The organism is Psychrobacter pasteurii (genome assembly GCF_900162815.1).
Lineage (GTDB): Bacteria > Pseudomonadota > Gammaproteobacteria > Pseudomonadales > Moraxellaceae > Psychrobacter > Psychrobacter pasteurii.
In genome coordinates this window covers 1-21,941 of the sequence record NZ_FUGD01000075.1, presented here as the reverse complement: position 1 = coordinate 21,941, position 21,941 = coordinate 1, and the positions used below count along the sequence as shown (strand labels likewise).

Genomic DNA, 21,941 nt, shown 5'->3' with positions numbered 1-21,941 from the left:
CTGCAAACAAACTGGCTATCTGCTGCTTAGAAAGGCACGTTTGCGAATTCGTCTGGGTACTGCTGTGCAAGGTCTCTGGCAAGGTTTTCTGCGTAGATGTCTGCGCTTGATTTCTTTGGCTGTTCGTTAGCTGGGTTGTTAGCTGGTTTATTGTTTGCATGATTAAATCCTGTGTTCTGAATCTTATTCTGAATGTTGATGTACCAGTCTGATTTAAAACCTTTCCAATCCCGTGTTATCCACTCAGTGATTATCTGATCCAGTGAATGACCGGTTGCTTGCTTCGCTTTTTCCAGTTGACTGAAAATCACATTCCAAGCTGTTTGGGTATTCGACGTTTTTTTGATTTTTCTGTGACTGAGTAAATCACTCCAAACCTGATCTGAAACCAAGTCGGGTTTTTCAGGTTTGTAAGTCTCCACCGGTGACTGAGTTTTCGATTTTGTTTTTTTGGTATTTTTTTTATTAATATGATTATTAGTATTCTTATAATTAGTATTCTTATTTGTCGGATTCAAATCCGAGTTTTTAGGGGTTTTTTCGGATTCATTTCCGAATTTGCTCGGATTTGAATCCGAATTTTGGGTGTTTTTCGGATTTATTTCCGAGTTTTGATTATTTTTCGGATTTAAATCCGAATTAGAATCAGGTGTAAAAGTGGTTTTAGAGTTCCATTCCTTGCCCTTTTCAGTTAACTTAACTAAGTCTTTTTTTCCTTCCTTGATGTAATCAATCAAGCCTTTTTCCTCAAACAGCTTTAGGGCTCGATAAACAGTATCTGGCTTACTGTATGCCAGGGGAATTTCATCAATCACCATGTTGCGAGATACCCAATAATAAAACTCGCCATTAATTACATGGGGTTTGGCCCATGAGCTTGCTTGGTTAAGTAAATCAAATAAGGCACCTTGGTTTAAGTTAAGGCCCCATTCATGGCATTTGACTGCATTTATGCTCAATGTGTATCTCATTACGCCACCTCATGTACTATTGCGAATATCTGTGCCAATCTTGCCAGCCCTTTTGGTGTGAACATCGGCTGTGTTGTCGCTCTGGCAGTCCCGTCACGGCCATTAAATGTAACCGGACGCTGTTCCATATACCCTTGCTGAATACGACCGCTGTATGGCTGCAGCTTGTCTTTAGAGTCTCTATACATCCATTCGTTATTAACGCACCATGCGACAAACTTATTCTGAGCGATACCTATCGTTTTTGCGGTCTCACGCACACCTAGGCTGCCCTCTGCTGCTCCAATAACATCCAATGCGGCTGCTTTGGGCTCCACTAATGCTAAACGCTCTTGTTGCTGTTCTATTGTCTCGGCTTGAGTGGCTGCTAAACGCAACGCTTCAGATAGTGTTTGAGGGATTTGGAAAGTGGGCTGTGTAGCTCGACGCTCACATTCAATAAAATACTGTCTTGCCTGCTTACCTTTTTCGGAACGCTGAATCATCGATACCTCTTTGGCCATATCAATCGATATGTAGAAGTCTTGCAGCTCCTGTCTTGCTAGGGTGTTAAAAACTTTACACCCTAAATAATCAACTCCATTTTCGAACCCATACTGTAGTTGGCGATCAAACCAGCTTGAAAAACGTTCAGTGGGTTGTAAGAATTGATACAAGTCTCTGGCTGATACTGCTTGAACAAGCTCTTTGTGTTCTTGAATTGTTGGTAAATTCATGGTTTAATATCCTTGTAATGTTTGTTTTAAGAAACACCTAAGCCCTATTGCCTGCCAGCGATGGGGCTTTTTCTTGTTTTGGATTCTGTCTTTTCCGCTTGGGCGCGCGATATTCTTTCGATGCGCATAAACTCACGTTTAATGGCTCTATCGTCACCAGTGACTTCGGTTCTGGCTCTTATAGACTGGTGACAGCAAGTATCGCCTGTCGAGTAAGGGCATTTATCACATCCTATATTTGGCATAGCTATTCCCCGCGCTGTTGGTCAAGTACAAGCTCTAGCGCGTGCAAGTCTGATTTTTGCTTTTGTAGTATTTGCTTAAGCTGTTTGTACTCATTGCAATCAATACGGCCGTCCTCAATCGCCTTCTTGAATTCACCCAGTAGATTTCCGCTCTGCCCGCCAATTTTCAGTAATGACATAACCATGGATTCTTCAGAGGCGGCAGTTGTTTCCATTTTGGAAAAGACTCCGCCAAGGCGATTCGCCATAGCATCAATGATGGTATGGTCGCCCGTAAACTCCATGATGGTTAGAGCTTCATCTAACCGTAAGTGGTGAGTGTCGCAATTAGGGTTGACCTTGTTGTTTAGCACTGTGCTAGACATACCCATGCGAGCAGCTAGAGCTGGCGAGCCACCATGCTCAATCTTGTGTACCGTTTTGTGAGCAGCTGCGATAACGTCCATCGTGTTTATCTCCTATATGAAAACGTGTTACTGGTTTTTAATTGGTTGTAGAATCGGTATTAGAGATTGGAGCTAGACTTGGACAAAGGTCTTCTTTTGAGAAATGACCATCTGTTTTTTGCTCCGCTCTAACTGCGAATTTTGCCGACATATTCGCTTTGCCTTGAATCCATGCCCATACTGATGGCTGCGTGCAACCTAATACCCTGGCAGCTTCGCTTTGGCCACCTAAATACTCGATAAGCTTGATGTATTTAGATTGGTAAGAAGTCATACTATTGTCCTTACTATAATTTATCTCGATTATATTGTTTAAACTATAATTAAGCAATAGTTTTAACTTTTTGATTAGTTATAGTTTTAGCTATAAAATCTCTGTATAACGATAATCAACTATGGAATAAGCATGAATACGTTGCCTGAAAGACTTAAGTACGCTAGAGAGCAGCTAAACATGTCTCAAAGTGAAGTTGCTGAAGCTGTAGGTATGAAGCAACCCAGTTACTACCAATTAGAATCTGGCAAGACTCAGCGGTCGCGCTATATAAATGAAATTGCGAACGTACTAAAGGTCGATGTCGATTGGTTGGTCTATGGCAAAGGCAAAGCTAAAAAAGGTTCAGAGGCGAACCAGGCGGATCTATTAGCAGAAGGGGCTGTAATTCTTATTGGGGGAAGCACAAAATACCCTCTTGTGAAAATCCCCTATTTAGACATCAAAGCGAGCTGTGGCCCAGGTTACGTCAATGAAGAAAACCCTGAGGCCCACACTCAATCATTTACAGTAGAGTTTTTAAGGAATAACAACCTGCCTACAGATGGTAAAGGCCTAATACTTATGCATGCCTGCAGTGACAGTATGGGGTACACGATACCGCATGGCACACTAATGCTCGTCAATACCAATGAGAGCGAATACGACAACTTTATTAACAATAAGATTTATGTATTCAATGCTGATGGGGAGATGATCTGTAAGCGTGCAGTGAAGAACTTAGACGGTAGTGTGGTGCTCAAATCAGATAATGCAGACAAAGATACGTACCCTGACCAAATCATTAGCAGAGATACTTTTAGCCAGTTTAGGTTGTTTGGCCGCGTACGATATACGTTTGCACAGCATTAGGATATTTATATTGTAGCGAGTTTGTCATATCAGACTGTAAATGTGTATTATACTAGGCGTGTCTTTAATTCATAAAACCGCATTTAAATGGGACAAAAAATAACTAAATCTTGTAATAGTGGAGCAAATAGCTGATAAACACCCCGAAATTTATTGCATTGTGTTCCCTATTTAACTGCGATCTACCTTATTTTATTTCAATTTCCAAAATGAGGAGACGCCCTAATACGTATACCCAAAAATTAAAGTGCATACATTGATGAAGAAAATTTCTGAAAAACAAAGACAGCGGATTGTAAAATACAATATAAGACAAAGAAAATTACAGAGCCGTAACAATAGAACTGATAATATGAAGAAAGAACGGATTAAATTCTCTAGTAAACTTAGTTTATTTGTTCCTTCAGAAAGAAATAAAATTATTAAAATATTGAAGTCTATACCTAATAATACATTTGATAGCTTATATCTTAATTTTATTGATTTAGAAACTATTAATCCTTTGACTGCTCTCCATATAGTTCATGTATTAGATAAATATAAAGACCGTAATGTAAGATTTAAGTCTCGTAATAGTAAAAGCCTAATACCTAGAGCGGTTTTTAAACTTTTAAAATTAAATAAAAACTTTGGATTTAAAGACGTTAATAAAACCAACTTTAAGTCTAGTGTTGATAATTGGTCTATGTTTAGTGGTTATACCTCCGATTTACCTGATGATATGGTACGTCACATCCACGATCTTAAAAAGATGTTTAAGGATCCAACAGTTCATTTTAGGCTAGTTACAGCTATTAGTGAGGCTATAAACAACGTCATACATCACGCTTATCATGACGATCAATATAACAAGTGGTATGTCCTAACCCATATCGATGATAGGTCTATTTCGGTAGTAGTCTCTGATTTAGGAGTGACCATCCCTTATACAGCTCCAGTATCTATTATGAATACTTTAGAGGGTACAATAGCTAATGCAAAAGATATTTTTATAGGTGCGTCTAAAGATTTAGATTCATTGAGAAAGCTCAAAGACTCTCAGCTTATCAAATATGCTACATACTTAAACTCCACCAGTACTAAAGTGAAAGGTAGAGGCCAAGGGTTTGATGATATTCTAAACCTTGTTAAAAACACTAATGAATTTCCAGAAATCTCTAGGGTTCATACATCCGTGTTAAGTAAATATGGTAGTTACTTACTTGAATCAAATTCAGATGGTAGTTTTAGAGAAAGATCATTAAAGAAAAATCTTGAAGATTTCACTTCAAAAATTGATGGTACTGTTATTTCATGGGTAATCCAGCTCGTATAAGGAATTTAAGATGATGTCTATAATTAATGTTGCTAACGATTTTTCGTTAATGCCTTCAGGAAGGCACCGCAGTGATGGTAGCTACACAGGCGATCATTTTTATGAGATTCTGATAAGAGAAATTGAAAAAGTACCTGAAGATGAAAAAATCATAATTAATTTCGATGGGGTTTTGGCTGCTGGCTCGTCTTTTCTAGAACAAGCTTTTGCTGGATTGATTCGAGAGAAAAAAATATCTAAAAGTCAGTTTTTCAATAAGTTCGAGATCGTAGCAAATGAATATCCTGAAATTCGTGAGAAAGTGAAAAGATACGTTTCAGAGGCCTAATGGCTTTATATATTTCCAATACACAGGCGCTTAATGTTTGCATTTCTTAATACTCTAATACCTTTACTATTTGCTATAGCATTTTTCCATCATCAGAATGCAAAAAGCAAGCAACACAGATGTATTGATGAAATTGTAAATAGACTGGATAACTTAAATGAACTCGTTGTTAATTCTTGTCATACAGTGCCATATACCCCCTCTAATGGAGAGTATCAATTTAATAAATTAATTCTAACCCAGACAGTGGATAAATTTATTAAATGCGCACCGTTTCCGTTTATAGCTTTAAGCGGCGTAGACTTTACAGCTTTGAAAGCAGATTGTAGTAACTTATTTGAGTTTATTGAGCTAAAGACTCCAATTGAGTCCCCTTCAAATATTCAATTAAACTCTCAAAACATGATGGTAGACAGAGATGAGATTATCTCCATTATGTATATTCGCTCAAGCGAAATAATTGCAAAACTTTATAAGCTGATTTAATAATTCTATTTAAATATAGAAACAACTACCTCTTGGACTCAATTACTTCTAAATATTCTGTTCTGAAAACAGCATCATTATAGAATAATCTAACCACCTATCCGCAATGCCTCATCTGCTCATTTAACAATTAAAAAATCCACTCGAGTCTCAATTAGCGGAGTTAGCCCCGCCCCGCTTAGCAAAGACAGGTTTTTACTACCCAAAAAAAATACCTATCAACAAACGAGCTGATAGGTATCAACATATAGTCGTAGATAAATTAAAGAGCTACAGCGTTAACCTTACTAAGCCTGATATAGTAGTACTTGAGATCGGTTGCCTCGCATCTCATTTAGTTGCCTATGACTATATTCTTAAACTACTGCCTTACATCTTACACACTTGCTTAGACTTACTGATTTTGCCATTTTTACAGACAAACTTGCCGTCCTTACAGTGCGAGACTCCGCCCATGCTTTTAGAGCACGGTTGGTTACGAGCATTCGCTTCCATTACTGGCGCCATCATAAGCATAGAGATAAGCAGTGCTGACCAAGTTTTCATAAACCACCATCTTAATAATGAAGTAAAGTAGTCTCAAACCATAGCATTAAGTTCATCTGTTATCTATCACTATTTCAAGAAAATTAACCGCCCGAGTGGCGGTTTTTTTGTTTGTTAATTGTGGCTAAAACCCTTAGTTAAAGTTTAAACTATTTTTATTGTTAAAGCTATTGACTTATGATTATAGTTTAAACTATTATTAATGCATCACAACAACGCAGCAAATAAGCGAGGGTTATATGAAAAAGCCACAATTACTACAACTCATCCAAAAAGGTGGGCGTCACCAACCGGCCATTTACCGCTTTGGTGCCAATGAAACTTTGAAAATCTATGCTGGCGGGCGTGTCGATATCTGCGATGTAGCAACAGATGAAGTGGTGCGTCCTATAAATACAAGCTGGCTACGCGACTGGGGTTACTCGCCAGTCAAGCTATTCGCTGGTGATACTGATGATCAGTTTATTGATGATGGGGTTAAAGTGTCAGCTTCTGAATATGCACTCAATGCATTGCGAGGCATAGGTTTTACCACACTACTTGCCGGCTTGTTCATAGTTGTGAGTAATACAACAGGCTGCACAGATTATGTCTTTACTCAACTAGACAAAGATATCGCAACGACAGCTACCCATCCTGTCGATAACTATGAGCGTCAACTCGAGTTTAAACAATCAAACGAGCATGCTAATAGGTTTTTAGCAAACAATCGAAATTAAGAAAATCAGGTCAAAATATTCGTTAAAGAGGTGTTCAAACAATGCTAATACAAACAAATTTATCAGCTGTTAAAGCCAGTCAAGGAACGCCAATTGAGGTTGTCGAAGAGTGGTTAAAAGAGAATGGGAGAGTCGAATCGCTCCCTGATAATTTAGTGAAAGGTGATTCTTATTTTAATAATGTAAACACCAAGGAAATTCAAAAGAGACAAATTAAAAACAAACAGCGTGCACGTAAGGCGCATGAGGCAATCGTTAAGGAGGCTGGCAATCTGCCAAAGAACAAGGCTCGTGAGATTGATTTTTCAGACGAGCATTACACTAACTTGATTAGCCAGGTTAAAAGTAGGTTTTTTAATGGGGAATTAGTTAAAGCAACTGACTATAAAGGCGTTTATGCCATATCAACGATGAGTTGCATCCTATCGCGAATAGCTGCAGATTTAAGATCAAAAGGCTTTGAGATCGTTACTCTAAGAACTGAAACCAAACGAAACCTTGGTTGGATTGATGAAAGCGCGCTAAATGAAAGGCTTTTGACTAAAAAAAATGCTGAGGCTGTTCGCAAACGCCTAGAGCCAATCAATGACTTATCTAGCCAGCAGATCTATCACCAAACGATTGCAGAGATTGCGCAAAGAATATTAGCAGGCCAATTTGTGAGAGTTGATGAATACACGGCTAGGCATTCAAGAGTTGTTATATTAAGAATGGTTGCACTGGCTCTCAAAAAATCAAACATAGTAAATGATGTGGTATCTGTTAACTATGAGCGCGGAAGAAAAGCTGGTTGGGTGCTCGAATCTGAAGTGCATAAAAAGCTCGCCAAGGTAAATGACTACCCTAAAACTAAGGAGGCATAAATGGACTTGTTAACCAACCGCCGATTTGCTAATGCATCTGAATTCGAATTGATAGCACTCGCATTGGACGAAGAGTATGATTCGCTAGCATATGCCCTTGCCTGCCGCTTAGAGCGAAACTTAAATCCTGAAGAGTCTGGCCAGTTGGATAAGCTGGAAGATAAAAATTCCGAATTACACAGCGAAATAAGTGATTTGGAATTTAGGGTTTGCGAACTTGAGCAAGAGCTCGCAAGTATGGCTGACAACGAAGAGCGTCTAAAGGAGCTAGTCAGTCGAGCCAGCCGAGCTGTTAACAGCAGCTTGGCTTTGTTTAAGGAGGGTTGATATGAAAAATGAATTCAAAGCAGGTGATTTAGTATTTGAAATAGTCCCAAACAAAAAAATTAGACTAGTTGAACTAATTCCAAGTAGTGATGACCACTATCCTGTAATGAGTGCAGACGACTCTTACACCGATGAAGGTTATATATTTATGCATGAACCCGGAACACCTAGCCTATTCCACGCCACTTCTAAAAACCGTCAAGCTTTAGTTATGCTTTATGGCGAAGATGCAGTACCTGAATTGCCAGTAAGAGGCAGCGAATTAACTAAGAAGCTGCTAGAAAAGCAGAAGTATGTACTTTGTCTAGTAAGTCATATAAGTGATGATAGAGCTAGGAGCGTCAATCCCCCTAAGCTGCGTATAGTTACTGGTGTAGATGGTGACTACTTTAATACCCCCGGAGGTATCCTAGCTGAATTTGCTGTGCCAGTGGACATGGACGGAAATGAGATAACGGAGATTGAGTGATGAGCAACAAAATAAAAGCAGGCGACTTAATCGAATGTGAGGCCGCAATGTTTAGTGATTTTGAAGTTGGGCAAAAAGTCGAAGTGCATGCAGATGAAAAGGGATTATATGTATTAGGCGGCCCTTACGGAAAAGCGAAACTGGCTCTGTATGAACTTGGCATTAGCAAATACACAGATGAGGCGTTTGCGATGTGTGTAGGATTTAGTTTTGTGAAAAAAGGATAGATGTGCAAGTGAATAAATACAAATGCGAATCAGAAAAAAGCCGCTACTCTAATATTGGCCAACAATGGGAAAAGGCTGTTTGGTTTACTCATGAAGACGACAAGCATTTAATGCAAGAAAAAATAATGGTGTTTTTGGGTAGTCGGTTTTCATTTATGACTATCTACAAAAATGGCAAGTGTTTAAAAAGTACTATTAAATTGGGTAGTAATCAAATAGCTGAAATCATGGATAGCAGTACAACGATTGCTGATGTGTTTGAGTATTGCAGAGAGCATTTTTGCAGGGATTTAGTGCCAGCTAAGCGAAGCGCTAAACCTGCAAAAGCAGATGATCAATTAGATATGTTTGGAGTATTAGCATGAATTTAGTTAGAGAGTCGATGATTCAAACAGCTGGTGTGCTCAGTAGACGCCAGCGAGATGAACTGCCAGTCAAGCCTCTACAATGGCATTATCAGAATGCAAACCCCTTTGACGATACTCGCATTGTTGCCAAAGGCCCTACTCACTTATATGTGATATTGGATGACGTTAATGGCAAGTATTTAGTTAAAAAAACCCGCTTAGCAGATAACCACACTGATCATTGCGGTGGATTTACTTGTATTGATAGCGCCAAAGAATTTGTTAACGAACACTATGAAGACAACATGGCACCGTGGGTTTATTCAATTGATGAAATAAACGGAGGATCTAAAGATGTCAGATGATAATGTCGCTGTAGTCGAGATTGACTGGGTGAGCGCCCCAAAGTTCGAAGAGCTGACCGGCATACCCAGAAGTCGGTTTTATGATTTACGAAAAGATAGTTGGAAGCAAGGTGAAGTCTGGGTTAAAGTTGACAATCGAATCTATTACTCAGTAACTGGATTTAACAAATGGCTAAATCAACAAGCAAGAAACTGCCAACAGGAGTGCGAATCCGCACCGGCAGTGTCCAAATCTACTTTGAGCGACGCAAACAGCGGTACAACATCACGCTCCCACACCCGCCGACTGCGGAAGGTATCGCTGCAGCCTCTAAAATTAGAGCTGAATTAGCAACAAAAGCCGAATGGGGCATCTTAACCGATGCCGACATCAATGCCGCCAAGGGTTATCAAGCTGAATCGATAGTTACTAGCGGCGTTCTTTTTCAAGAAGTCGCACAAAAGTATCTTAAGCACTGCGAAGCCAATACTGACTCTAAGAAAGATTACTTATCAGCTCTTAATAAGCACTGGATGCCCTACTTTGCCTTGTCTCGTATTGATGAAATCACCAGTGACCAGATTAAAGATGCTATTGCCGACAGGGGTTTTAAAACTGATAAGACCTTAAATAATTGCTTGGTACCACTTCGCGGGGTTTTTGATAAAGCCGTTGAAATGAAGTTGATTGACCAAAGCTACAACCCTATGTCTGACATCAATAACAAGAAAGTGCAGACGGGGTTGCCGGACCCATTCAACAGAGATGAGATGAATGCGCTACTGACCTGGCTTGATAAGAATCTTGATGGTGATGAGCATTTTTATTATTGGTATTTTGAGGTGGCGTTTTGGACGGGGTGCCGACCCAGTGAATTGCTTGCTCTGAGATGGTCAGATATAGACTGGTTTAATGGGTCTATTATCATCAATAAAACGAGGGTGCGCGGTGTTGAGAAAAGCGTCACTAAAACTCATACAGTGCGTGAAGTGTATCTTAACGACAGAAGCAAAGCAGCGTTTGAAGCGCTACAAGCACTAAAGCTTGATAATGATTATGTGATGATATGCCCTGAGACTAGCCAGCCATTTTTTAATGAAAAACCGCCACGTCTAAGAATCAGTAGAGCTATGGAAGCGTGTCGCATTAGAAAGCGCCCAGCATATAATGCCAGGCACACCTATGCTACTATGCTGTTGATGGACGGAGTGAATCCAGTGTTTGTTGCCAACCAACTAGGCCACAGTATTCAGATGCTTATGAAAAGATACGGCCGCTGGATTCATGGTGATAAAAATAAGATTGAGATGAGTAAGCTTAGGACGGATTAATCTGTGACGTGATTTTTGACGTGCTATCACGTCAAACAGTCCGATGCAATCTGACAACCAAAAATCAAAAGCCTTATGTTTCAAGGCTTCTTGTCGGATTGCGTCAGACTGTATAGGCTCGTAGCGGGTTCAACTCCCGCCATCTCCACCAAACACTTAAAAGGCTTGTCACATTAATTGTGGCAAGCCTTTTTTTATGGGCGTTCCAGTAGCTGAGCTGATGTTTGAAAATCTAACCTGATACTCTAAACCGCAATATTAGGTCATGTTATGTTGGTACTATTGTTGGTATTAAAGCGAGTTATATAGAAATAGACCAACAAAGTTTTCAGAAGCAAATTAGACATCTATCCCTATTCTAACTATACTCATGTGCACACATTTTGCACACCAGGTGACGCATGAAACCCATCACACTATTTACTATAGTGCTAACCGCTACCGTTTTAATAGCGAGTATTTATCTGATTAACTCCAGCAGAGTTCAACCCGTCCCTGAAGCCCGAGCTTGCAATGCCTCTGAGCAAAATGATGTTGTGCTTTATAGTGCGGTCTGGTGTGGCTACTGCAAGCAAACCAAGCAGCTGCTAGCCAAACACAATGTGAATTACTGTGAATACGATATAGAGCGATCCGCTACAGGATATGAGCAGTTTAGAGCGCTAGGTGGCCAAGCTGTGCCCTTACTACAATTTAATGGTTCAATAATCCATGGCTATAATAAGTCACTGATTGAAAGTCATATTCAAAACCAATAGCTCCAGCCTACTCATCGCAAACCACGTAATAATAAAGCCCTATCACACTAGGCTAATTAAACGCTTATAGCGCCTTAAGTAATAAGAACAAGGCCGTCTTAGCAACTCGAATCTGTACTGCCTGCATATCGCCAATAAAGGTTCTTTCAATAACTGACACTTTGTTATTCACACATAAAGCAATAAAGAATCGCTTTTTTGGTCGGCCTGAGGGGGTCACTGAAGCCTGAGAGATTTGGCAATGAAAAAGACCAATGCCATTTTTTAGTTTGTTTCTCTCAATGAATTCTACAATCTGACTGGTCGCCAACGCTTCAGTAATGCTCTGTTTCTCAACTTTAGTTGTACTGACTAGCAGATTCTCATGAGGGGCATCGGTACTTAAGATTCTATTGCTCAAGTAGGCATTGGTGTTAATCTCATACACCCCAAAGTCTGCTATCTTATGCTGACTTAAAGCCTGTTCTAATGACTCATTTTCTTCACTATATAGATAATCACCTAAAAGCTCACGTATAGGCTGTGCAGTTTGTTCAAAATAAGTTTCTGCTTGCTCAAAGCTATCTGCTTTGACTGACAAACGAATGGTAATCTCACCAATGCCGGCATAGGGCGCAATCGAGACATTATCTTGCTTAATAATAAGCTCTTTTAACATGTCCTCTACTGTAGACTCACCAATATTGCCAAACTTCAAATATTTAGAATAAAGTTTTTTTCGCTGACCCAGTATGTTATCGATTAAAGGCTTGAACTCTTGTTCAAACATCACCTTCATCTCTCTTGGGGGCCCTGGCAGCACTGCATAATAAGTATTTTGGTATTTATGAACGAAGCCAACCGCTAGACCCACCTCATTTTTTAATAGCTGACTGCCTTCAATGGTATTGGCTTGTCTTTTATTAGCGGTAATTAGAGAATCGCTACCCTCTTTAAACAGCTCTAGTATTTTTTCTTCAGCTTGTTTTTCAATAACCAGCTTTGATTGAGTGAACTCAGCGATAACATCTTTGGTTAAGTCATCTTCTGTTGGACCAAGCCCGCCACAGCAAACTACCAAATCTGAGCGTTCACTGGCTATTTGCAAAGCCTCTGTAATTCGAGCACGATTGTCCCCAACCACCCCTTGAAAATAGACATCCACGCCAAGGTCAGCTAACTCTTCAGCCATATATTGAGCATTAGTATTTACAATTTGACCGAGCAGAATCTCTGTGCCGATAGCGATAATTTCAGCTTTCATAGTATGTCCTTTTTTTATTCAATTTTATTTATTAAGTTCTATTTTTCATTATAGGTGACTGCCCTATTGTAAACACTGACGGCAATAATCTGTAGACCCTCCTCGTTAACACAACCTTGATCTTCCGATTCATCCAAACAAAAATTAACGCCCACAAAAAAGGCCTGTCACATCATAGTGGCAGACCTTTATTTTATATTCTGTATAGAGCACTTTTATTACTTTCTAAATTTTAAGCAAAAAAAAGATGACTCCACTAGCACATCCTCGGCACACTGTGTATCTACTACCGTTGCTACCTTCCGGTCCTGGCGGGGTTCATAGTACATAGTTGCGAGGCTACCAATGGAGCCACCAAGCACGTATTATACCTAAACTTTCAATGTTTTCAAGCACATTTCGATATTTACTAGAACCCACCTTAATATAACCTTTAACTCAGTTTTTGCTAATAACAAACAGCAGATTTGTGTAACAATATTCACAGGCATTACACTTACTGTAAATCAGGAACCTGATACTATTTGATTACTGACGCTGTAACTAATATGTGGCGTTTTATTTAAGCCTTATCGTATTGCCACTTATTGGTCTGACTCAGTTAGAGTTTCTGTTTCATCCACTTATTTTTAATAACAATCAAATACTAACAATTATAATTTACGAGCGATCCACTCATGTCAAAGTCACTATCTACCCTATTATCTCAAGTAGGCATGTTATCTGTATTAGGAACTACTGCCCTATTTGCTAACGCTGCGAATGCCGAACCCACAGGCTATAACCAAATCAGCTTTAATGTGGAAGCCAACCAAGAAGTCGAAAATGATCAGGTCACCGCTACTTTATACAAGCAAGCACAAGCCACCACACCAAAAAAACTAGCGACAGAGCTTAATGCGGCAATGAACCAAGCGCTAAATATTGCTAAACGCTATCCCACAGTGACGGCTACCACAGGCCGACAGCACACTTATCCTAAGTATGATGATAACGGTAAAATTACGGGTTGGACTGGCACCATCAGTGTGGATTTAAAAAGCAATGACTTTGCTAAGACCAGTGAGCTTGTGGCCCAGCTTCAAGAAAACTTAGTGATACAAAACATTCAGTTTGGGGTCTCTGAGAAAAAGCAAAAGCAGCTTGAAACAGAGCTGATTAAAAAAGCATCCCTGCAATTTAAAGAGCAAGCCAAATCATTGGCTGAGACTTGGGATATGAGCGGCTATCGAATTGTTAATGTCTCTATTAACACCAACGGAGGCTATCAACCGCGTCCCATGATGATGATGCGAGATGCTGCTGCAAAAAGCAGTGTGCCTGCTCAAGAGTTTGAGGGTGGCAACACTAAATTGGGTGTGACAGCAAGTGGTACCATTGAACTTATTCCATTTATGAGATAGGTCCTTAGCTTTATTAAACAAAAGCTCTATCAAACAAAAAACCCAGCTCGAAAGCTGGGTTTTTTTATGTATAGAAAACTAACCTCTAAAGGTAAAGATTATAGGCTGTAGTACATATCGAACTCTACTGGATGCACAGTCGTATTTAGACGGCGTACTTCTTCAGTTTTAATACCGATGAAGGCATCTAGCATATCTTTAGTGAACACATCACCTTTTAATAAGAAGTCATGGTCATCTTTAAGCGCTTGTAGAGCCACTTCTAAGTTCTCAGCCACGGTTGGGATTGAACCTTCTTCTTCTGGAGGTAGGTCGTATAAGTTCTTATCCGCCGCATCGCCTGGGTGCATTTTATTTTGGATACCGTCAAGACCGGCCATTAATAAAGCAGCAAATGCTAGGTATGGGTTAGCGGTTGGATCAGGGAAGCGAGCTTCAACACGAATACCTTTTGGCGAGCTTACGTAGGGAATACGGATAGACGCTGAGCGGTTGCGTGCTGAGTAAGCCAGCATGATTGGTGCTTCATAATGAGGTACCAAACGCTTGTAGCTGTTAGTCGATGGGTTAACAATGGCGTTTAGTGCACGCGCATGCTTGATAATACCACCAATGAAGTATAACGCTGTTTCAGACAGACCGGCATACTCGTCACCTGCGAAGGTGTTAGTGCCGTCTTTAAAGATTGACATGTGCACGTGCATACCAGAACCGTTATCACCAACGATTGGTTTTGGCATAAAGGTAGCAGTTTTACCGAACTGGTGTGCTACGTTATGTACCACATATTTGAACTGCTGTACTTCGTCTGCTTTACGAACCATAGTGTTAAATGAAACACCGATTTCAGACTGACATGACGCGACTTCGTGGTGATGAACTTCTACACGATCTGGGCCCATGATGTCTTCTAAGCGCTCACACATAACGGCACGTAGGTCTTGTGCACTGTCTACTGGTGGTACTGGGAAGTAACCGCCTTTTACGCGTGGACGGTGAGCCATGTTGCCCCACTCATAGTCGTTATCTGTTGACCAAGCGGCCTCTTCAGCCGTGATACGGTGACGCGCACCTGACATATCTACCGACCATTTGACGTCATCAAATACGAAGAATTCTGGCTCAGGACCGAAGAAAGCGGTATCGCCAATACCCGTTGACTTTAAGTACTCTTCTGCGCGGCGTGCGATTGAGCGTGGGTCACGGTCATAGCCTTGCATAGTGGTTGGTTCGATGACATCACAAGTTACCACAACGGTTGGTGAATCAAAAAATGGGTCGACAAACGCCGTTTCTGGATCTGGGCGTAAAATCATGTCAGAGGCTTCAATACCTTTCCAGCCAGCAACAGATGAACCATCGAACATTTTGCCATCTTCAAGAACATCTTCGTCGATGCTTGAGGCAGGATAGCTGATGTGCTGCTCTTTACCGATCGTATCAGTAAAACGGAAGTCTACCCATTTGGCGTTAGACTCTTTGATTAGATCGAATAGTTTGTTTGACATTATATGTCTCTCCATTAATTGTTCATAACGAACTTTTTTGTGGGGTAATTTAATCTGAACTTAATTTGAATTTATTATGCGGCACTTAGGCTTATTAGGTTCAAAAGCTGGCATATTATTCTCATTTTATCAAAAAACAGTTTAGGTAACAGTAATTTAAAATTTTAATGACAATTTAAATTCAAGTCGTAACAAGCTAAGTTCGACTTTAAGCAACCTGTTGCTGCTTTGATATATTCATTGTTGCAACTGCTGTGCCAACATAAAGAAAAACTATCAAAATATTTGTATTTAGCGATAAATATTAGATTTTACTCAGTAAACCATGCTTTTCATGGCACTTTTACGTCTAAGATATTTTTTAGCCCGTTAATATTGTCAAAAACAGTGCAATAAGCCTTATATTATCGCACTATTTTTGTGCATATATAGAAAAATTGTTATTTATTATGGTGCATTACTAGGAGTGCAGTTGTTATAAGTTATTTTCATGGCTTACTTATTTTTAACTCTATAGCTTTGGTTTCGTAACCGGCTTAGGATAGGTATAATCTGTGCTTATTATTTTTACCCCTCCGCCCTAATTGTTGTGATGATCCTTTATGATTTTGCTTTTAGATAACTACGATAGCTTTACTTATAATATTGTGCAGTATCTGCAACAACTAGGGTCAGAAGTTAAGGTCGTGGAAAACGATAAGGTTAGCTTGGCTGATATTGAGGCCCTCAATCCAGCCGCCATTGTCTTAGGCCCCGGACCAGGCACTCCTGATGAGGCTGGGATTACCTTACAGTGTATTCAGTATTTTGCAGGCAAGCTACCCCTACTTGGCGTTTGCTTAGGGCACCAAGCCATTGCTCAATCTTTTGGGGCCAATATTATTCGTGCCTCACAAATCATGCATGGCCGTACCTCTCAAGTTTTTCATGACCAACAAGGTGTGTTTGAGGGTCTAGATAATCCAACCGAATTTACCCGCTATCACTCATTAATTATCGATAAAGCGTCTTTGCCTGATACTCTTTTAATCAGTGCTTGGACAGAAAATGGGGCGAATGCGCCCGATGAAATCATGGGGATCCGCCATAAACAGCTTCCCATTGAAGGGGTTCAATTCCATCCAGAGTCGATATTAAGCCATGCCGGTCTAAAGCTATTTGAAAACTTTTTAAAACAGCATCATCTGTTAAGTCACTAACAACTTTAACCTTAGTGTGTATAATAAAAAACCAATAACTTTAAGAATCCAACCTTCCCATTAACTTAAGTCGTGTTAGAAACTATGCCAAATACTCCGTTAACCACAGCCCATTTATCTGATGATCAAATCCATGACATTCTAACCACCGCCTTAGCTCGTATCTTGCGAAGAATTGATTTAACTCAACAAGAGATGCGTCAAATCATGACCATTATTATGGACGGGCGCTGTCCTGACGCCATGATGGGGGCACTGTTAACCGGCCTAAACATGAAAAGTGAGTCGATCGATGAGATCACCGCTTCTGCCAGTGTGATGTTAGATTTTGCTCATACTATTGAGCCTACAAATTGTCATAATCTGGTTGATATTGTGGGTACTGGCGGTGATGGCAGTAACTTATTTAACGTCTCTACTGCATCAGCTTTTGTGGCTGCTGCTGCAGGAGCAACGGTTGCCAAGCATGGTAACCGCGGCGTCTCTTCTAAATCTGGCAGCTCAGACTTACTTGAGCAGGCAGGACTAAACTTAGAGATAACTCCAGAGCAGACTCGTCAATGCATTGAAGAGCAAGGTATTGGCTTCTTATTTGCCCCAAATCACCATACGGCGATGAAACACGCCATTCCGGTACGCCGTGCGTTAAAGGTGCGCACCATCTTTAACATTTTAGGCCCTTTAACCAACCCAGCTGGCGTCAAAAACTCAGTAGTCGGGGTATTTACCGATAATATGTGTGAGCCATTGGCCCATGTGTTTAAAAACTTGGGTGCTGAACATGTTATGGTTGTCAGCTCTAAAGACCGCTTAGATGAAATTAGCTTGGCGACCAGTACCAAGGTTGCTGAATTAAAAGATGGTGAAGTGACAGTTTATGATGTTTTCCCAGAAGATGCCGGCATTGATTCACAGACTTTAGTAGGTCTGGATGTTAACTCGTCAGAACAAAGCTTACAGTTAATTCAGGCAGCATTATCTGGTGAAGATAGCAATGACTTTGATATCAACCAAAATAAAGTAGAAAAAGCGCGTGATATGATTGCGCTAAATGCGGGGGCAGCTATTTATGTCGCCGGTCTTGCCAGCAACTTCCCTAACGGGGTGAGTAAAGCTCAGAACATTATCCGTAGCGGTAAAGCCTTACAAAAGATGAAAGAATTGGCAGCCTATACTCAAACCTTCTAAACTTTCACATTTACACTAACTTTAAGTGCAATATACGAGCAAATTATGACCCAAGATGCCATTCCTTCAATCTTAAAAAAAATTGTTGTTACTAAGCACTCAGAAGTTGCTGCTGCCAAATCTAAAAAAGACTTTGATAGTATTAAAAGTGAAGCAGAAGCTTTACTAAAGCAAGGCACAGCCCCTCGTCGCGGCTTCGCTAAAGCTTTGTTAGCCAAACAAGAAGCCGGCAAGCCAGGTATCATTGCCGAGGTAAAAAAGGCCTCTCCATCAAAGGGGATTATTTCAAAGAACTTCGACCCTGCCCTAATCGCTCAACAGTATGAGCAAGCCGGTGCCGCCTGTCTGTCAGTACTGACTGATGAGCAATACTTCCAAGGTCATAATGACTACTTGCAGCAAGCCAAAGCTGCGTGTGCTCTTCCAGTTTTACGCAAAGACTTTATGATTGATAGCTATCAAATCTATGAGTCTTATCTACTGGGCGCCGACTGTATTTTGTTAATTGTGGCTTGTTTGGAAGATGATAAACTGCATGAGCTGCATAAAGTAGCGTGCGACTTGGGCATGGATGTCTTAATTGAGGTTCATACTCAGCAAGAGCTTGAGCGTGCTTTACAGCTGCCATATTCTGAGCACAACATCTATGGTATCAACAATCGCGACTTGAACACCTTTACCACTGACCTGAACACTTCTATTAAATTGAAGGCCTATGTTGATAATCAGTCTACTCGCCCTCAGCTTTTAGTTACAGAAAGTGGGATCCATAGCACCGAGGATATGCAACTGATGTTAAACAATCAGATTAGCAGCTTCTTAATCGGTGAGCAGTTTATGAAAACAGATAACCCAGGTGAGACCCTGGCTTCTTTGCTAAGCTCGCTATAAAGCCCATAATATTTTTTAAATTCATTAAATGTAAGCGGTAATTATTTATGTCAAACTCTCTATTCTCGAAAGAAATACAAGATCAGCTTAAGGAGCTTAAAGGCAAATTAAGCAAAGGTCGTGCTACTTCACCTAGCGATCCTGAAAACGAAAAACCTACTGACCCAGTTACGCTACCGACCAAGAAGCAAGTTGAGAAAACGGTAAAGCAGTTAGGTAGTGAGCATGTCGATGATGACAAGGTGTTATTCCTACAAGCCATGGCAGGGGTTCAGCCTATTAAAGACAACAACACCTTGTCTGATGTGGCCAAACCTAAAGCCACCAAGCCTGATGCAGCTACCCTATCTAAGCGTGCGGCTGCTCAAGGTGCGGATGCAGAACAGCTAGGTGCTGGGCTATCAGACATGCAAGCCTTATTAAACCCTGTAAGCGGTGAGTCTTATCTGGTTTATAAGACCCCGACTTTACAAAACAAAGTGTTTAATCAGCTAAAACAGGGCAAGCTGCGTTGGTATGATGCGGTGGATATCCATGGGGCAACTATTGATGAAGCCCGTGAGGCGGTGACTACTTTAATTACTCAGGCACGTAAGAAGAATGAAACTGTGGTGAAAATTGTCCATGGTAAAGGTACAGATGCTGTCCTTAAAACCTGTGTGAACGGCTGGTTACGTCAGCTTCCAGAAGTCTTAGGCTTTGCCTCTGCTCCTCCAAAAGATGGCGGTAACGGTGCTGTCTTAGTTCTGTTAAAGAAAAATAAGACTGACGACCAATAATTCGTCTTTAAAAGCTTTAGCAACTCAATCTTATAAAAAGACAAAAGCCACTAGTTAATATAGTGGCTTTTGTTTGGATAACATGAGAAGGTTTTCAATTATTAAGCCTTAAATGGCTCAAGGTAATTAGCCCTTATCTTCTCCCACTTGTAGCATAGAAGTGGCATTGTCTTTATCTGGAGATTCCACAATCATTCTTTGAGTCGCTAAGGCATGCTCGATAGGATAACTTTCAATCTCTTTTAAGATTTCAATCAACAGCTGAGTTTGCTTATCATAGAATTCATCTGCTCCTGACGCATAAATATAAGCACGGAACTCGATAACCATGCTGTCTTGGCGCAGCTCAGCAATCCTAACCTGAGTCCATTCTGAGTTAGTAAACTCATGCTCTTCCAAAAACTCCTCCATTTCCTTTAAGAAGTTCTCTAGCGTAGTGGCATCAACATTGCGCTTAATATAAATGTTATGCAAAAAGTGGTACATATCTCGGGAAGCAAAGTTCTCAATCGACATCGATGAAAACTCACCATTGGGCACAGTCACAATAGTTCTATTTAGAGTACGTAGTCTGGTTGAGCGAATCCCGATATCAACGACGGTGCCTTCTAAATCTCCAAACTTACAATAATCTCCAACTCGTACAGGCTGGTCTGCAACAACGACCACACTACCGACTAAGTTTTCGATCATCTTTTGCGCACCTAAGGCCAATGCCAAACCACCGACCCCCAGTGCCGCAATACCTGTGGTTAAATCAAACCCTAAGTTTCCGAAGATAAAAATCGATGCCAAAATAAGTAGCAGCGTTTTAATGATCTTATGCAGCAGGCTTAATATCGATACCCGCTCGGTCTGATTCTTCTTATAGCTTTGACGCTCGGCACGGCTAAAGATGGCATCAACGACTCTTAGCAATAACCAAGTCGAAGCAAACCAACCAATGATGTCCTTGATACGGTTCACAGGCTCTCGCACTGTAACCGAAACCCCCGCAAAAACCATGACCTCATATAAAATTAGTGAGGTCATCACCAGAGCCAGCGGTAAAATGAACTTAATGTCTATGGGCAGAGGCTTGTTACGCACCTTAGGATAGTAAGCTTTGATAATGAAATATAGCACTGCAAAAAAGACATAAGAGGCAGCAATACAGACGATAGCCAATAAGAATACGGCAAAAATATCCGCTAGGTTGTAGCCACCAACCATCTTATCTTGCAGAGGCTTTAGAGTATATTTATCAATAAGAGAGGGTTTGGCCGCTATATTAGAGTCTCTGATGGCCTGTAGCGTTTCGCTAGATATTTGCCAGTATTGACCGCCATGCTCACTCACCTTTCTTACCAAAACAATATCAATCACCTGATCAGGGGCTGTGATCGTCCCTACTTTTTCAAGAGTCGGGGGTAATTGATCTGCTAAGTTACCCGATGAGGTATTGTCAATTTGCAATTCAGGATTCAACCTACCGCCAGTATCTAAGGCCAACTTTAATTGACGCACAGACTCAACAGAGTTCTCCCCTGAGTTCAAGCTTAGGTAATTTGCCGCTAAAGAAGCATTGTTCTCTGCCAACGCTTTTATAAACCCTTGCACAGTACTACGCGGCGTTTGGCGCCCAAAAGGATCAATCATTTCCTCGGCGCTGTCTTGAGAGCCACCATTGGATAAGGCTGACTGCTCATCTGCCGCTTGGGCGGTACTAGTAATAGCCAATATTAAGGCCAGCAGTAACCCAAACATTACCCTCACCCAAGAATGAGAGCTTAGAGGAGGATCTTTTTGGTGAGGTTGAGAAGAATTAAAGTTATAAAAAAACATTTTTAACAGCCTAATGCTTGGGTATTGAAAGGTTTGATAACTTCGCTATTTGTACAGCTTCGCTAAGTAGCAGTACAAATTTCGAGACGTAATTTTAGCATGCCTGCTGCTGCCGACAATATGTAGAACTTATAGAAACTGTATATTAACTGGACTCTATCAAGTTTTGGCCCCAATTTGTCTAACTGACCCCTGCTGTCAATTCCGTACAGTTAAACTTGGGAGATTTTAGTTACGCAGCCTGACGATAATAATCAAACCACACCTGTCTTGGCGATTGATAGCCCAAACCCTTTTGAATCCTCGTCTGATTGTAGTACAGCTCGATATAACTGATAATA

27 protein-coding genes and 1 other RNA gene are annotated in these 21,941 nt (G+C 40.6%); 18 read left to right on the top strand and 10 right to left on the bottom strand.

Going from position 1 to position 21,941, the window contains the following annotated elements; translation table 11 throughout:
- Positions 1–26: 26 nt before the first annotated feature.
- Genes A1232T_RS06000 through A1232T_RS05985 form a run of 5 tightly spaced genes read right to left on the bottom strand, consistent with a single transcriptional unit; the run spans position 27 to position 2,652 of the window.
- Positions 27–959, bottom strand: a complete 933-nt coding sequence (locus A1232T_RS06000; protein ID WP_143513959.1) for a hypothetical protein — start codon at positions 957–959, stop codon at positions 27–29.
- 11 nt (positions 960–970) lie between these two features.
- Positions 971–1,687 carry a phage antirepressor KilAC domain-containing protein gene (locus A1232T_RS14090; protein WP_077448562.1) on the bottom strand — a complete coding sequence of 239 codons (717 nt, stop codon included), beginning with the start codon at positions 1,685–1,687 and terminating at the stop codon, positions 971–973.
- Positions 1,688–1,731: 44 nt separating this feature from the next.
- Positions 1,732–1,932 carry a hypothetical protein gene (locus A1232T_RS13825; protein ID WP_143513958.1) on the bottom strand — a complete coding sequence of 67 codons (201 nt, stop codon included), beginning with the start codon at positions 1,930–1,932 and terminating at the stop codon, positions 1,732–1,734.
- A gap of 2 nt (positions 1,933–1,934) precedes the next feature.
- Positions 1,935–2,378 carry a phage regulatory CII family protein gene (locus A1232T_RS05990; protein ID WP_077448561.1) on the bottom strand — a complete coding sequence of 148 codons (444 nt, stop codon included), beginning with the start codon at positions 2,376–2,378 and terminating at the stop codon, positions 1,935–1,937.
- 37 nt (positions 2,379–2,415) lie between these two features.
- A complete protein-coding gene (locus A1232T_RS05985; protein ID WP_077448560.1) occupies positions 2,416–2,652 on the bottom strand; it encodes a transcriptional regulator in 237 nt (78 codons plus the stop codon).
- A 132-nt stretch (positions 2,653–2,784) separates the two neighbouring features.
- On the opposite strand from A1232T_RS05985, the gene A1232T_RS05980 reads away from it, so the two are divergent.
- The 4 genes from A1232T_RS05980 to A1232T_RS05965 all read left to right on the top strand — a co-directional run bounded on the left by A1232T_RS05980 (position 2,785) and on the right by A1232T_RS05965 (position 5,633).
- Positions 2,785–3,504: an XRE family transcriptional regulator gene (locus tag A1232T_RS05980; protein ID WP_077448559.1), complete on the top strand. Its 720-nt coding sequence runs from the start codon at positions 2,785–2,787 to the stop codon at positions 3,502–3,504.
- Positions 3,505–3,760: 256 nt separating this feature from the next.
- Positions 3,761–4,819 carry an ATP-binding protein gene (locus tag A1232T_RS05975; protein WP_143513957.1) on the top strand — a complete coding sequence of 353 codons (1,059 nt, stop codon included), beginning with the start codon at positions 3,761–3,763 and terminating at the stop codon, positions 4,817–4,819.
- Positions 4,820–4,829: 10 nt separating this feature from the next.
- Complete coding sequence (locus A1232T_RS05970) at positions 4,830–5,147, top strand: STAS-like domain-containing protein (protein WP_077448557.1); 318 nt, start codon at positions 4,830–4,832, stop codon at positions 5,145–5,147.
- 33 nt (positions 5,148–5,180) lie between these two features.
- On the top strand, positions 5,181–5,633 hold the full coding sequence (locus A1232T_RS05965; RefSeq protein ID WP_077448556.1) for a hypothetical protein: 453 nt from the start codon (positions 5,181–5,183) through the stop codon (positions 5,631–5,633).
- Positions 5,634–6,002: 369 nt separating this feature from the next.
- Here the strand turns inward: A1232T_RS05965 and A1232T_RS14085 are convergent, their stop codons facing one another.
- Complete coding sequence (locus A1232T_RS14085) at positions 6,003–6,179, bottom strand: YdcA family protein (RefSeq protein WP_167367042.1); 177 nt, start codon at positions 6,177–6,179, stop codon at positions 6,003–6,005.
- A 239-nt stretch (positions 6,180–6,418) separates the two neighbouring features.
- Here A1232T_RS14085 and A1232T_RS05960 point away from each other — a divergent pair, with 239 nt between their 5' ends.
- The 9 genes from A1232T_RS05960 (at position 6,419) to A1232T_RS05920 (ending at position 11,565) form a co-directional block, all read left to right on the top strand.
- Positions 6,419–6,898, top strand: a complete 480-nt coding sequence (locus tag A1232T_RS05960) for a hypothetical protein (protein ID WP_077448555.1) — start codon at positions 6,419–6,421, stop codon at positions 6,896–6,898.
- 41 nt (positions 6,899–6,939) lie between these two features.
- Positions 6,940–7,761: a hypothetical protein gene (locus A1232T_RS05955; RefSeq protein WP_077448554.1), complete on the top strand. Its 822-nt coding sequence runs from the start codon at positions 6,940–6,942 to the stop codon at positions 7,759–7,761.
- Entirely contained in the window at positions 7,762–8,088 is a 327-nt protein-coding gene (locus A1232T_RS05950) for a hypothetical protein (protein ID WP_077448553.1), read from the top strand.
- 1 nt (position 8,089) lies between these two features.
- Positions 8,090–8,557, top strand: coding sequence for a hypothetical protein (locus A1232T_RS05945; RefSeq protein WP_077448552.1), 468 nt, complete (start codon positions 8,090–8,092; stop codon positions 8,555–8,557).
- Complete coding sequence (locus A1232T_RS05940; protein WP_077448551.1) at positions 8,557–8,784, top strand: hypothetical protein; 228 nt, start codon at positions 8,557–8,559, stop codon at positions 8,782–8,784. The genes A1232T_RS05945 and A1232T_RS05940 overlap by 1 nt, the downstream gene beginning before the upstream one ends.
- A gap of 2 nt (positions 8,785–8,786) precedes the next feature.
- Positions 8,787–9,149: a hypothetical protein gene (locus tag A1232T_RS05935; RefSeq protein ID WP_077448550.1), complete on the top strand. Its 363-nt coding sequence runs from the start codon at positions 8,787–8,789 to the stop codon at positions 9,147–9,149.
- A complete protein-coding gene (locus A1232T_RS05930) occupies positions 9,146–9,496 on the top strand; it encodes a hypothetical protein (protein ID WP_077448549.1) in 351 nt (116 codons plus the stop codon). The genes A1232T_RS05935 and A1232T_RS05930 overlap by 4 nt, the downstream gene beginning before the upstream one ends.
- Before the next feature lie 168 nt (positions 9,497–9,664).
- Complete coding sequence (locus tag A1232T_RS05925) at positions 9,665–10,807, top strand: site-specific integrase (protein ID WP_077448548.1); 1,143 nt, start codon at positions 9,665–9,667, stop codon at positions 10,805–10,807.
- Positions 10,808–11,208: 401 nt separating this feature from the next.
- Entirely contained in the window at positions 11,209–11,565 is a 357-nt protein-coding gene (locus A1232T_RS05920) for a glutaredoxin family protein (protein ID WP_077448547.1), read from the top strand.
- Between the two features lie 64 nt (positions 11,566–11,629).
- Here the strand turns inward: A1232T_RS05920 and A1232T_RS05915 are convergent, their stop codons facing one another.
- Both A1232T_RS05915 and ffs read right to left on the bottom strand, forming a co-directional pair.
- Positions 11,630–12,808: a CinA family nicotinamide mononucleotide deamidase-related protein gene (locus tag A1232T_RS05915; protein WP_077448546.1), complete on the bottom strand. Its 1,179-nt coding sequence runs from the start codon at positions 12,806–12,808 to the stop codon at positions 11,630–11,632.
- A gap of 251 nt (positions 12,809–13,059) precedes the next feature.
- Positions 13,060–13,156: signal recognition particle sRNA small type (gene ffs, locus A1232T_RS05910), an RNA gene on the bottom strand.
- Positions 13,157–13,485: 329 nt separating this feature from the next.
- On the opposite strand from ffs, the gene A1232T_RS05905 reads away from it, so the two are divergent.
- Entirely contained in the window at positions 13,486–14,211 is a 726-nt protein-coding gene (locus tag A1232T_RS05905; protein WP_077448545.1) for an SIMPL domain-containing protein, read from the top strand.
- 98 nt (positions 14,212–14,309) lie between these two features.
- Here A1232T_RS05905 and glnA read toward each other — a convergent pair whose 3' ends face one another.
- Positions 14,310–15,719: a type I glutamate--ammonia ligase gene (gene glnA, locus A1232T_RS05900; protein WP_077448544.1), complete on the bottom strand. Its 1,410-nt coding sequence runs from the start codon at positions 15,717–15,719 to the stop codon at positions 14,310–14,312.
- Between the two features lie 602 nt (positions 15,720–16,321).
- Here glnA and A1232T_RS05895 point away from each other — a divergent pair.
- The 4 genes from A1232T_RS05895 to A1232T_RS05880 all read left to right on the top strand — a co-directional run bounded on the left by A1232T_RS05895 (position 16,322) and on the right by A1232T_RS05880 (position 19,776).
- The gene (locus tag A1232T_RS05895) at positions 16,322–16,918 is read left to right on the top strand and encodes an anthranilate synthase component II (protein WP_077448543.1); all 597 of its coding nucleotides are present in this window, start codon (positions 16,322–16,324) and stop codon (positions 16,916–16,918) included.
- An 84-nt stretch (positions 16,919–17,002) separates the two neighbouring features.
- Positions 17,003–18,106, top strand: a complete 1,104-nt coding sequence (gene trpD / locus A1232T_RS05890; protein WP_077448542.1) for an anthranilate phosphoribosyltransferase — start codon at positions 17,003–17,005, stop codon at positions 18,104–18,106.
- A gap of 45 nt (positions 18,107–18,151) precedes the next feature.
- Positions 18,152–18,997, top strand: a complete 846-nt coding sequence (gene trpC, locus A1232T_RS05885) for an indole-3-glycerol phosphate synthase TrpC (protein WP_077448541.1) — start codon at positions 18,152–18,154, stop codon at positions 18,995–18,997.
- Positions 18,998–19,044: 47 nt separating this feature from the next.
- Positions 19,045–19,776 (top strand): Smr/MutS family protein, encoded by a 732-nt coding sequence (locus A1232T_RS05880; RefSeq protein WP_077448540.1) that lies wholly within the window; start codon positions 19,045–19,047, stop codon positions 19,774–19,776.
- Positions 19,777–19,902: 126 nt separating this feature from the next.
- Here A1232T_RS05880 and A1232T_RS05875 read toward each other — a convergent pair whose 3' ends face one another.
- Positions 19,903–21,522 carry a mechanosensitive ion channel family protein gene (locus A1232T_RS05875; protein WP_244152397.1) on the bottom strand — a complete coding sequence of 540 codons (1,620 nt, stop codon included), beginning with the start codon at positions 21,520–21,522 and terminating at the stop codon, positions 19,903–19,905.
- Positions 21,523–21,941 lie beyond the last annotated feature (419 nt).

Coding starts and splice junctions, on each gene's coding strand:
- A1232T_RS14090 (WP_077448562.1), bottom strand. CDS start 1,687: ATGAATTTACCAACAATTCAAGAACACAAAGAGCTTGTTCAAGCAGTA.
- A1232T_RS13825 (WP_143513958.1), bottom strand. CDS start 1,932: ATGCCAAATATAGGATGTGATAAATGCCCTTACTCGACAGGCGATACT.
- A1232T_RS05990 (WP_077448561.1), bottom strand. CDS start 2,378: ATGGACGTTATCGCAGCTGCTCACAAAACGGTACACAAGATTGAGCAT.
- A1232T_RS05985 (WP_077448560.1), bottom strand. CDS start 2,652: ATGACTTCTTACCAATCTAAATACATCAAGCTTATCGAGTATTTAGGT.
- A1232T_RS05980 (WP_077448559.1), top strand. CDS start 2,785: ATGAATACGTTGCCTGAAAGACTTAAGTACGCTAGAGAGCAGCTAAAC.
- A1232T_RS05970 (WP_077448557.1), top strand. CDS start 4,830: ATGATGTCTATAATTAATGTTGCTAACGATTTTTCGTTAATGCCTTCA.
- A1232T_RS05965 (WP_077448556.1), top strand. CDS start 5,181: ATGTTTGCATTTCTTAATACTCTAATACCTTTACTATTTGCTATAGCA.
- A1232T_RS14085 (WP_167367042.1), bottom strand. CDS start 6,179: ATGAAAACTTGGTCAGCACTGCTTATCTCTATGCTTATGATGGCGCCA.
- A1232T_RS05960 (WP_077448555.1), top strand. CDS start 6,419: ATGAAAAAGCCACAATTACTACAACTCATCCAAAAAGGTGGGCGTCAC.
- A1232T_RS05955 (WP_077448554.1), top strand. CDS start 6,940: ATGCTAATACAAACAAATTTATCAGCTGTTAAAGCCAGTCAAGGAACG.
- A1232T_RS05950 (WP_077448553.1), top strand. CDS start 7,762: ATGGACTTGTTAACCAACCGCCGATTTGCTAATGCATCTGAATTCGAA.
- A1232T_RS05945 (WP_077448552.1), top strand. CDS start 8,090: ATGAAAAATGAATTCAAAGCAGGTGATTTAGTATTTGAAATAGTCCCA.
- A1232T_RS05940 (WP_077448551.1), top strand. CDS start 8,557: ATGAGCAACAAAATAAAAGCAGGCGACTTAATCGAATGTGAGGCCGCA.
- A1232T_RS05930 (WP_077448549.1), top strand. CDS start 9,146: ATGAATTTAGTTAGAGAGTCGATGATTCAAACAGCTGGTGTGCTCAGT.
- A1232T_RS05925 (WP_077448548.1), top strand. CDS start 9,665: ATGGCTAAATCAACAAGCAAGAAACTGCCAACAGGAGTGCGAATCCGC.
- A1232T_RS05920 (WP_077448547.1), top strand. CDS start 11,209: ATGAAACCCATCACACTATTTACTATAGTGCTAACCGCTACCGTTTTA.
- A1232T_RS05915 (WP_077448546.1), bottom strand. CDS start 12,808: ATGAAAGCTGAAATTATCGCTATCGGCACAGAGATTCTGCTCGGTCAA.
- A1232T_RS05905 (WP_077448545.1), top strand. CDS start 13,486: ATGTCAAAGTCACTATCTACCCTATTATCTCAAGTAGGCATGTTATCT.
- glnA (WP_077448544.1), bottom strand. CDS start 15,719: ATGTCAAACAAACTATTCGATCTAATCAAAGAGTCTAACGCCAAATGG.
- A1232T_RS05895 (WP_077448543.1), top strand. CDS start 16,322: ATGATTTTGCTTTTAGATAACTACGATAGCTTTACTTATAATATTGTG.
- trpD (WP_077448542.1), top strand. CDS start 17,003: ATGCCAAATACTCCGTTAACCACAGCCCATTTATCTGATGATCAAATC.
- trpC (WP_077448541.1), top strand. CDS start 18,152: ATGACCCAAGATGCCATTCCTTCAATCTTAAAAAAAATTGTTGTTACT.
- A1232T_RS05880 (WP_077448540.1), top strand. CDS start 19,045: ATGTCAAACTCTCTATTCTCGAAAGAAATACAAGATCAGCTTAAGGAG.
- A1232T_RS05875 (WP_244152397.1), bottom strand. CDS start 21,522: ATGTTTGGGTTACTGCTGGCCTTAATATTGGCTATTACTAGTACCGCC.